The sequence below is a fragment of the Aphanizomenon sp. UHCC 0183 genome (genome assembly GCF_009712065.1).
Taxonomy (GTDB): Bacteria; Cyanobacteriota; Cyanobacteriia; order Cyanobacteriales; family Nostocaceae; genus Dolichospermum; species Dolichospermum heterosporum.
This window is the reverse complement of record NZ_VILC01000034.1, coordinates 19,436-27,066: the sequence shown is the minus strand read 5'-3', so window position 1 is coordinate 27,066 and position 7,631 is coordinate 19,436. Positions and strand designations below refer to the sequence as shown.

The window sequence follows — 7,631 nt, the reverse complement described above, 5'->3', positions numbered from 1 at the left end:
CCCTGTTCCCTGTTCCCTGTTCCCTTGCCCCAACGACAATTTTTAACACCCACCTACTTATTAGCTTTTGTGAGCAATTAAAATCGGTGGAAAAGATAGATAAGATAAAAACCCCCCTAAACTAAATATAGTGCAGGGGTTTTTATTTATGAATCGCTAATATAAAGACATTACACAGTAGTACGCGCCAGAAGCACTGGACAGGTAGAGTTAACACGAACATAATCAGATAAAGATGAGCCAATTAGCCGATCTATATCAACAAAACTCTTAGCAATAGATGGGCGACGGTCCGGCGAACCAATCAATAATAAGTCTATATTCAACTCATTAGTTAAACGACAAATTTCTTCTCCTGGTTTACCACTGCTGGTAACACAACGGACTGCTACAGATTGTCTTTGAGCTTCTGCTAAAGCCATTCCCAAAACAGAATTCTTCTCGGGTTTGAGGTCAGTAATACCTGATAATTTACCACCTAAATCTGCATTAATATTAGCTAAAACCAATTGTCCACCCGTAACACCCTGGAGTAAGAACAAAGCTAAATTTAAGCAATTTTTAGCAGCATCAGAATTATCCATTGCCACCATAACGCGCTTAATGTTCTTGACATAAATGTCATCTTTCACCAGCAACATGGGACGAGAAGACAATTGAAAAACGTACTGACTGACGGAATTGGAGAAAATTGATTGTAGTCGCTTCATTCCCCGTGAACCCATAATAATCAAATCAGCTTCCATTTCGTCAGCGACTTGACAAACCACATCCTTGGGATCACCCTGGCGTAAAATTGAAGAAACTTGGCTAGGGTCTAAGTTTAAATACTGAATAGCCTTAGCCAGAATTTTGCCCCCTTCTTCCCATTTATCAGTCATTACAGACGCGGTGCTTTGTGGAGTAACAACGTGGAGAACTGTAACTTTTGCGCCTCGAAATGAAGGTAGTTCTTTCAAGTTCTTGAGCATTTCTTCCGCGTGTCCCAAACCGGAGACAGCCAACAAAATTTTTTGGATCATATTTACGTCTTTGTCGTGAGGGTTTCTGTGGTTTATTGCTGCTAGTATTGAGCCATGGCTGTGCCACGCAAGCTATCAGAATGTTTTTCTGATATGCTGAACAACCAAGTTAAGTAATTAGGCATAAATTAACTGATTAGCAGTCCAAACTAATACCAACGAGCAAAAAAGTGATGAATATTAAGTTTCTTTACGCCTAATTACGTGAAGTTACAACTAGGTTGCCTATCATTAAGCATACTGCTAATTTTGCCTGATAAAATTAATAAAATCTGATGTTAGTTATTATTTGTAATCTATATTAATTTTTTTTAATTTAAGTTAATTATTACTGAAAAATAGTTATATCTATCTTCAGGGTTAGAAAATTACTATATTTTTTATGATGATTAAATATTATTTAATATCAAATCATGGTAAAAATTTCTGTTAATACTGTAAAAGCTCAAATTCTCATTCTGGGAAATATATCAGAGAACTTTAACTTTATGTACCCAAATTATAATTCCATAAAAATAATTAGCATTGCCACAATAGTATTATCCTTAATAGCTTGTAACAACAACCCAAATACACACCAATTAAAAATCAATAGCGAGTCTTTAAAAGTTGCCATTTCTAACAATCAAGTCAATCTCAAATCACAACCACCAGTTAAAGTTGAAACCCTGAATTTTACCGTTCCTGCTAAATATCAGGCAAAAACCGTTTATAAAGTCGCACCCAGCAACAAAGAAAAAGTCATTGCTTTAACGATTGATGATGGTCCCTGGCCAAAAACTACCGCAAAAATGTTAGATATCCTCAAACAAAATCATGTAAAAGCTACATTCTTTTGGGTAGGAACTGCCTTACAAGAAAATCCTGAAATTGGTAAACGAGTTGTTGCTGAAGGTCATGCTATTGGTAATCATACTTGGCATCATTGGTATCGAAAGATGGATCAAGCTACAGCTAAAAGTGAAATTGAAAAAACGAATGAGTTAATTTATCAAACTACAGGTGTAAAAACATCTTTTTTTCGTCCCCCAGGAGGCTATTTAAACAACGGATTAGCTGCTTATGCTAAAAGCCAAAAAAACTCTGTTGTCATGTGGTCAGTGACTTCAGCAGACACCGATCCGCGTGCAAAATATCAAGTATTTGTGAAAAATGTGATCAGAGATGCTAAACCAGGAGCTATTGTTTTAATGCACGATGGTGGTGGAAATCGTGAAAGAACCGTGAAAGCCTTGCCAGAAATCATCAGCGGACTCAAACAGCAAGGCTACCGATTTGTTACAGTTCCTGAACTTTTAGAAATGCAGCAATGATACAGCACTTCCCGGTGTTATGAGGTATAAGAACCCCACCCCCAACCCCCTCCAGTATCAAAAGTTTATCCTTTTATTCCCCCCGCAGCGGGGGGATTGAGGGGGGTGCGATGAGGGGGCTAAGATGTACCTCATAAGAGCGGAAACCGCTGTAATTCTTATTCGGTGACGACAGAAGCACAGACTTGAGACTCTTGCCAAAGTTTATACAAAAAAAACTCCGCACTATAGCTCATAGTGGTGACAAACACACCTACAGCATCATCATTACCATCAGATAACCAAGAACCATCTAGGGTAACTTCTAAGTATTCAGGATCGCACTTACATAAGCCCATAATTTCACTATCATGGCGATTTACTTCCGTCTTCAGTCTTTCTACTCCTGGTAAATTAAGAGGTAGCAAAAAGGAAGCTGTGGTGGGTTCAACACGCAAAGATTGACTGACACGCAGTGCCAAAATCACTCTTTGCGCGACCCATTCTTCGAGAGATTGAGTGAGACACTCTAAATAAAAACTGTTATCGGTGTAAGTTAATTTCAGCATTCCTTTTGCTCTCCTGTTATTCCAGGTTTGCTTGCATATCCATCCAAAACTTCTCAGCAAATGTCACGGTTGGGTGAACAGGTGCTTTAGGTAATTTCCGCAGCAGCATCCCAGCTTCAGCGAGTGTTTTATCGCCTTTGCGAGAATTACATTTTTCGCAAGCTATGACTACGTTATCCCAAGTATGTCGGCCACCTTTAGATCGGGGGATGACATGATCTAGGGTGAGATGTTTGTTAGTACCGCAATATTGACAACTGCTATGATCTCGTCGTAAAACCTCCCGACGATTCACTGGGGGAATTTTCCACATTCGTTCCGTCGCAGCAATTTTTAAGCGAATGTGTTTGGGTACAGAGAGGACGAATCTAGATGAGTGAATTAACCAGCCGTCTTCTGTAGAAAATTCCAATGGTTCGGCTTTATTGCTGACTAGCAACACTATCGCCCGCTTGATATTTACTCGACACAGTGGCAAGTAATTCTGGGAAAACACGACCACAGATTGCTCTAATACTTGGATTGCGCTTGTCACAGCCTGACTCCTTATAAAAAAACCCCCGCTTTTTGTCTGAGACACTGCGGGGGTTAACAATTGACCTGATGGTTTTTCGTCTTATTTTGGTACAGCATTTTTCTGCCTGTACCTCCCGCGTTTGATCTCTATTTGTGGTTTTGTATTCAGCAAATTCATGCTGGGATATTTAAAATCATAATTGCCTTTTGTTCTTTGCCCTTGATGTTGGCTATCCTCGCCCATAAATAAATTCTCCACGTCCGCAGCAGCAAATTCCCAACTGCCGAGGCATTTGGTTGCTTGTGAAGAGGTAGAGATGGGATAAATGGATTTCACAGAAAATTTCACCTATTGAACATTCTTTTAAACATACTACACTTGTATTACTATCCTGTCTATACCTATAAGGAGAAAAAATCATGCAGACCATTACACGCACCCCAACAACTGAGATGGAAGTTACTAGTATTCGTCTAGAACGGGAACTGAAGGAAAAACTCAAAGATATCGCTGGCAATCGGGGATATCAGTCTTTAATTCGAGATATTCTCTGGAATTATATCCAGCAAAAATCAGGTGAATGGAAACCCCGTTTTTCTAAATCTGATATTCGCGCCAGTATTTCTGCTGTGGCACAACAAGATGAGTGCTGTGTACTTACAGGTAAATTAATTGAATCGCAACAATCAATGTTATTAGGACTGACTAGGAATGGTGATATGGTTCCTCTGAGTCTTGAGAGTTTGGTTGATTAGTCGGCAGTTTTAGTTAATTTTACCCAGGCACTACCTTAGTAACTGGGTAAAATCCTAATTTTTAGCTTTATTTAAGATAATTGTACTGATTAGGTCAGGTTTCCCGTGTTAATTCGGATGTAAAAGTTGATATTTCTAGGTTAATTATAGAGGGATTACGGTTTATATCTATAGGACTCCTATTTGATTTTTGAACGGAACTCGGTACACCTTTATATTCTCGAATCCTCTTGCCTTTTGCCTCTTGCCTATGTTTATGCCAACTCCTATTTACAGATCCAGGAAAACCAATTATGACTCATAATTGTGAAGATGAAAATACTAGTAATTCTGCTCCTTTATTTGCCATTAAAGAGATTCATCATGGGATATTAATGCCATTGGAAAGTCAAGGTAAGGTTTTAGGATTTGTAGTTTTACAGCCAGCAACTAAGTAGGTGAGCGTTGAAAATTGTCGTTATGGCAAGGCAAAAGGCAAGAGGCAAGAGGCAAGAGTGAAGAGGGTTTGGGCGATTTTACATTTCTTTACACAGTTTGGTTTTATTGTGTTCACCTACTTACTCGTAATGGGGAAACAACAGACGTAAATTTAATAGAAATGCTTTGCGCTCAATTAAGTGATGCTGTTATTCAATCCCAAAGATTGCAACAACTGCAAACTTTAGTAGATGAACGGACTGAACAACTCCAGCGCAGTTTAGAAGTCCAAGCAAAATTGTATGAAAGAACTAGGCAATACGTAGAACAACTACAACAATTAGAGACTTCCAAATAAAAAAATGTCCCAAAACTGATGCAGAAATTCTCTCTCTGTGTACTCTGTGCCTCTGTGGTTCGTTTCTTAGGATAATTTATTTCTTGGAAGTCTCTTAAATGAACTTAAAGATGAATTTGTCAGCAATATTAGCGATCGCTTGCGCTATCCTCTGACAAATATGCTTATGTCTATCCGTAATTTACGTTTACCAGGAATATCTCCAGAACGTCAAGAATTCTCAACTCAGTGAAATTAGTTTTACACTCACTCTACCTCTATCTTTCTCACCAATTAACTGATATGTGAGGAGCGTAGGGGCGCAGGCCCTGCGCCCCTCAGTCACTTTTTGCCCAGTTTTTCTATTTTTTCGATAATTACTAATTTTATGAGGGATTTAACTAATAAATATAGACAGAAAGCACATATACAAAAAATGGCGATCGCCCAATTATGATACTTAGAGATGATTAAGATTAACCCCGTCAATAGACTAAATCCTGTTAAACAAGCATAAATTAAGGTTTTGATGGCTAGATAAATTTGTCCTAAGATGCGATCGCTTTCAACATTTTTAACCCTTAATTGTAACTCTCCCCTTTCAACTCTTTCTGCTAATTTTTTCACTAAAACTTCAGTTTTATTCGGTTTTGTCAGTTGATATTGAATAAAATCCCTAGCTTGATGGCTTAATTGAGCGATAGTATTTCCTTTACTTTTTGCGACTGCTAGACTTTTGATAAATGTTTGGGATAATACTGTAGGATTATATTGAGGCTCTAAAGTTCTGGCGATGCCATCTAATGTGGTTATGGATTTTAAAATAAATGTCATTTGAGCAGGTAAGCGAAATGGTTGCTGTTCAAACATTTCATAAAGTTCAATTTTTACCTCACTCAATGCTTTAATATCTAAAGGTTTATCGGTGAATTTATCCAATAAAAATGTGACTAATCTTTTTACTGGAGTCATATCTGGGATCGGTTCAAGTAATCCCATGTTCATTAAAGTATTTACTATCTCATTACTATCCTTTTTTAAAATGGCAAAAAAAGTTTTAATCATCTGATCTTTATTCAAAGTTCCGATTTCTGCCATCATGCCAAAATCATAGAAGATAATACTACCATCTGGATTGACTGCCATATTCCCTGGATGGGGATCAACTTGGAAAAAACCATCTTGTAATAGTTGCTTTAAATAACAACAAATCCCCGTTTCATTTACCTGATGAATATTGATTCCACAAGCTTCTAAAGCCGCCTTATCATTAATTTTAATTCCCGGTTTATATTCTAAAGTTAATATCTTCGTTGTCGTATATTGCCAATAGACTTTAGGAACAATAATTCGCGGATATCCACGAAAATTTTCTCTAAATTTATCAGAATTTTTACCCTCTTGAATATAATCAATTTCTTGAAACAACAAATCAAAAAACTCATTATAAATTGATTGTAAATTATACTTTCTTAATCCAGCAAAATATTCATTACAAAATTTAATTAACTGTAATAATATTTTAAAATCTAAATTAAATAAAGCATCTAAACCGGGACGTTGGACTTTAACAACCACCTCTTCATTAGAGTATAATATCGCCTTATGAACTTGACCTAAACTAGCAGCAGCCAAAGGATTAAAATCAAATTCTTTATAGATAAATTGGACAGGTTTACCTAATTCTAATTCAATCATCTTAATTGCTTCTTGACTACTAAAAGCCGGAACCTGATCCTGTAAAGTTCCCAAAGCTTCTATATATTCTAAGGGCAATAAATCGGCACGAGTAGACAAAGTTTGACCAATTTTAATAAAAGTAGGACCTAAATCAATTAAAGTATTCACCAGCCAAGTAGCGCGGGTTTTCTTATGTTCTAAAGAATCTTGAGGAAAAATGCTATCCCACCACAGAAATGACATAAATTTAGCCGCAGCCCTGAAAATGTCTATTTTTCGGGCTAAGGTAGAATATTTAGTTTTTTGCCAACGAAACTTTTTAGACTTTGCCATCATAAATATAAACGAAAATTGATGTCTGCATGATTGATTTTTTATAATAACTTTTTTTAAACCGTACGGACTTCTATTCCATATCACTTAATTTATTCTTATACAAGTAGGGTGCGTCAGATAGAGGAAATTTGTTTTTTGTCAAATTATCGGGTCTGACGCACCCTACAAGAGATAAAATCCACATTACATATTTGGTAAACTTGGTCAATGTGTAAGCCCTATAGTTTAACTATAGTTATTGAATTGTGACATTAGTAGCGATCGCAAAGTGAATTTGAATATAATCCTTAATTTTCACAGACAGCCTGCGTGGCAAAGCTATATTCAGTATAAAATTTTCTTACTTTAATTTTTAAACCTCTTACCTTTGCGCCTTTGCGTGAGGATAAATTCATTAAGATTGAAAATATTTATTCCTGCATTTGTATCACTATACAAAAACTACAGAAATGTTAAAAGGGATAGAAAAAGACTTTTACTCTTTCTCTATCCCTTTGATAGTACCCCCAAGGGAATTCGAATCCCTGTTACCTCCGTGAAAGGGAGGTGTCCTAGGCCTCTAGACGATGGGGGCTTGTTTCTCTTCACTTTTAACAATATAGCGGGTTTTTTTGAGAATGTCAAGAGGTTTTGGAAAGATTTTTTTAGCTGTAGGATCAAGGGGTACAAACAGGTAGGACGAATATCTAGTAGTTCGTCAAATTTA

9 protein-coding genes and 1 tRNA gene are annotated in these 7,631 nt (G+C 36.9%); 4 read left to right on the top strand and 6 right to left on the bottom strand.

Going from position 1 to position 7,631, the window contains the following annotated elements; all coding sequences use genetic code 11:
* Positions 1 to 170: 170 nt before the first annotated feature.
* Positions 171 to 1,022 (bottom strand): universal stress protein, encoded by an 852-nt coding sequence (locus FJR37_RS13475; RefSeq protein WP_039205240.1) that lies wholly within the window; start codon positions 1,020 to 1,022, stop codon positions 171 to 173.
* Positions 1,023 to 1,510: 488 nt separating this feature from the next.
* Between FJR37_RS13475 and FJR37_RS13470 the strand changes: the two genes are divergently transcribed.
* Entirely contained in the window at positions 1,511 to 2,335 is an 825-nt protein-coding gene (locus FJR37_RS13470) for a polysaccharide deacetylase family protein (RefSeq protein ID WP_039205239.1), read from the top strand.
* A gap of 158 nt (positions 2,336 to 2,493) precedes the next feature.
* Here the strand turns inward: FJR37_RS13470 and FJR37_RS13460 are convergent, their stop codons facing one another.
* From FJR37_RS13460 to FJR37_RS13450, 3 genes are all read right to left on the bottom strand, one after another.
* A complete protein-coding gene (locus tag FJR37_RS13460) occupies positions 2,494 to 2,883 on the bottom strand; it encodes an alr0857 family protein (RefSeq protein WP_039205237.1) in 390 nt (129 codons plus the stop codon).
* 16 nt (positions 2,884 to 2,899) lie between these two features.
* Positions 2,900 to 3,418, bottom strand: a complete 519-nt coding sequence (locus FJR37_RS13455; RefSeq protein ID WP_039205236.1) for an HNH endonuclease — start codon at positions 3,416 to 3,418, stop codon at positions 2,900 to 2,902.
* Positions 3,419 to 3,499: 81 nt separating this feature from the next.
* Complete coding sequence (locus FJR37_RS13450) at positions 3,500 to 3,736, bottom strand: hypothetical protein (protein ID WP_235335454.1); 237 nt, start codon at positions 3,734 to 3,736, stop codon at positions 3,500 to 3,502.
* An 83-nt stretch (positions 3,737 to 3,819) separates the two neighbouring features.
* On the opposite strand from FJR37_RS13450, the gene FJR37_RS13445 reads away from it, so the two are divergent.
* The 3 genes from FJR37_RS13445 to FJR37_RS27755 all read left to right on the top strand — a co-directional run bounded on the left by FJR37_RS13445 (position 3,820) and on the right by FJR37_RS27755 (position 4,930).
* On the top strand, positions 3,820 to 4,155 hold the full coding sequence (locus tag FJR37_RS13445; RefSeq protein ID WP_027403244.1) for a ribbon-helix-helix domain-containing protein: 336 nt from the start codon (positions 3,820 to 3,822) through the stop codon (positions 4,153 to 4,155).
* Between the two features lie 293 nt (positions 4,156 to 4,448).
* Positions 4,449 to 4,592, top strand: a complete 144-nt coding sequence (locus tag FJR37_RS13440) for a hypothetical protein (protein WP_160290069.1) — start codon at positions 4,449 to 4,451, stop codon at positions 4,590 to 4,592.
* Between the two features lie 14 nt (positions 4,593 to 4,606).
* The gene (locus FJR37_RS27755) at positions 4,607 to 4,930 is read left to right on the top strand and encodes a hypothetical protein (RefSeq protein ID WP_371416125.1); all 324 of its coding nucleotides are present in this window, start codon (positions 4,607 to 4,609) and stop codon (positions 4,928 to 4,930) included.
* A 321-nt stretch (positions 4,931 to 5,251) separates the two neighbouring features.
* On the opposite strand, the gene FJR37_RS13430 is transcribed toward FJR37_RS27755, so the two are convergent.
* Together FJR37_RS13430 and FJR37_RS13425 are read right to left on the bottom strand one after the other, a co-directional pair.
* Positions 5,252 to 6,925 carry an AarF/ABC1/UbiB kinase family protein gene (locus tag FJR37_RS13430; protein ID WP_168466242.1) on the bottom strand — a complete coding sequence of 558 codons (1,674 nt, stop codon included), beginning with the start codon at positions 6,923 to 6,925 and terminating at the stop codon, positions 5,252 to 5,254.
* Positions 6,926 to 7,426: 501 nt separating this feature from the next.
* Positions 7,427 to 7,499, bottom strand: a tRNA-Glu gene (locus FJR37_RS13425).
* Positions 7,500 to 7,631 lie beyond the last annotated feature (132 nt).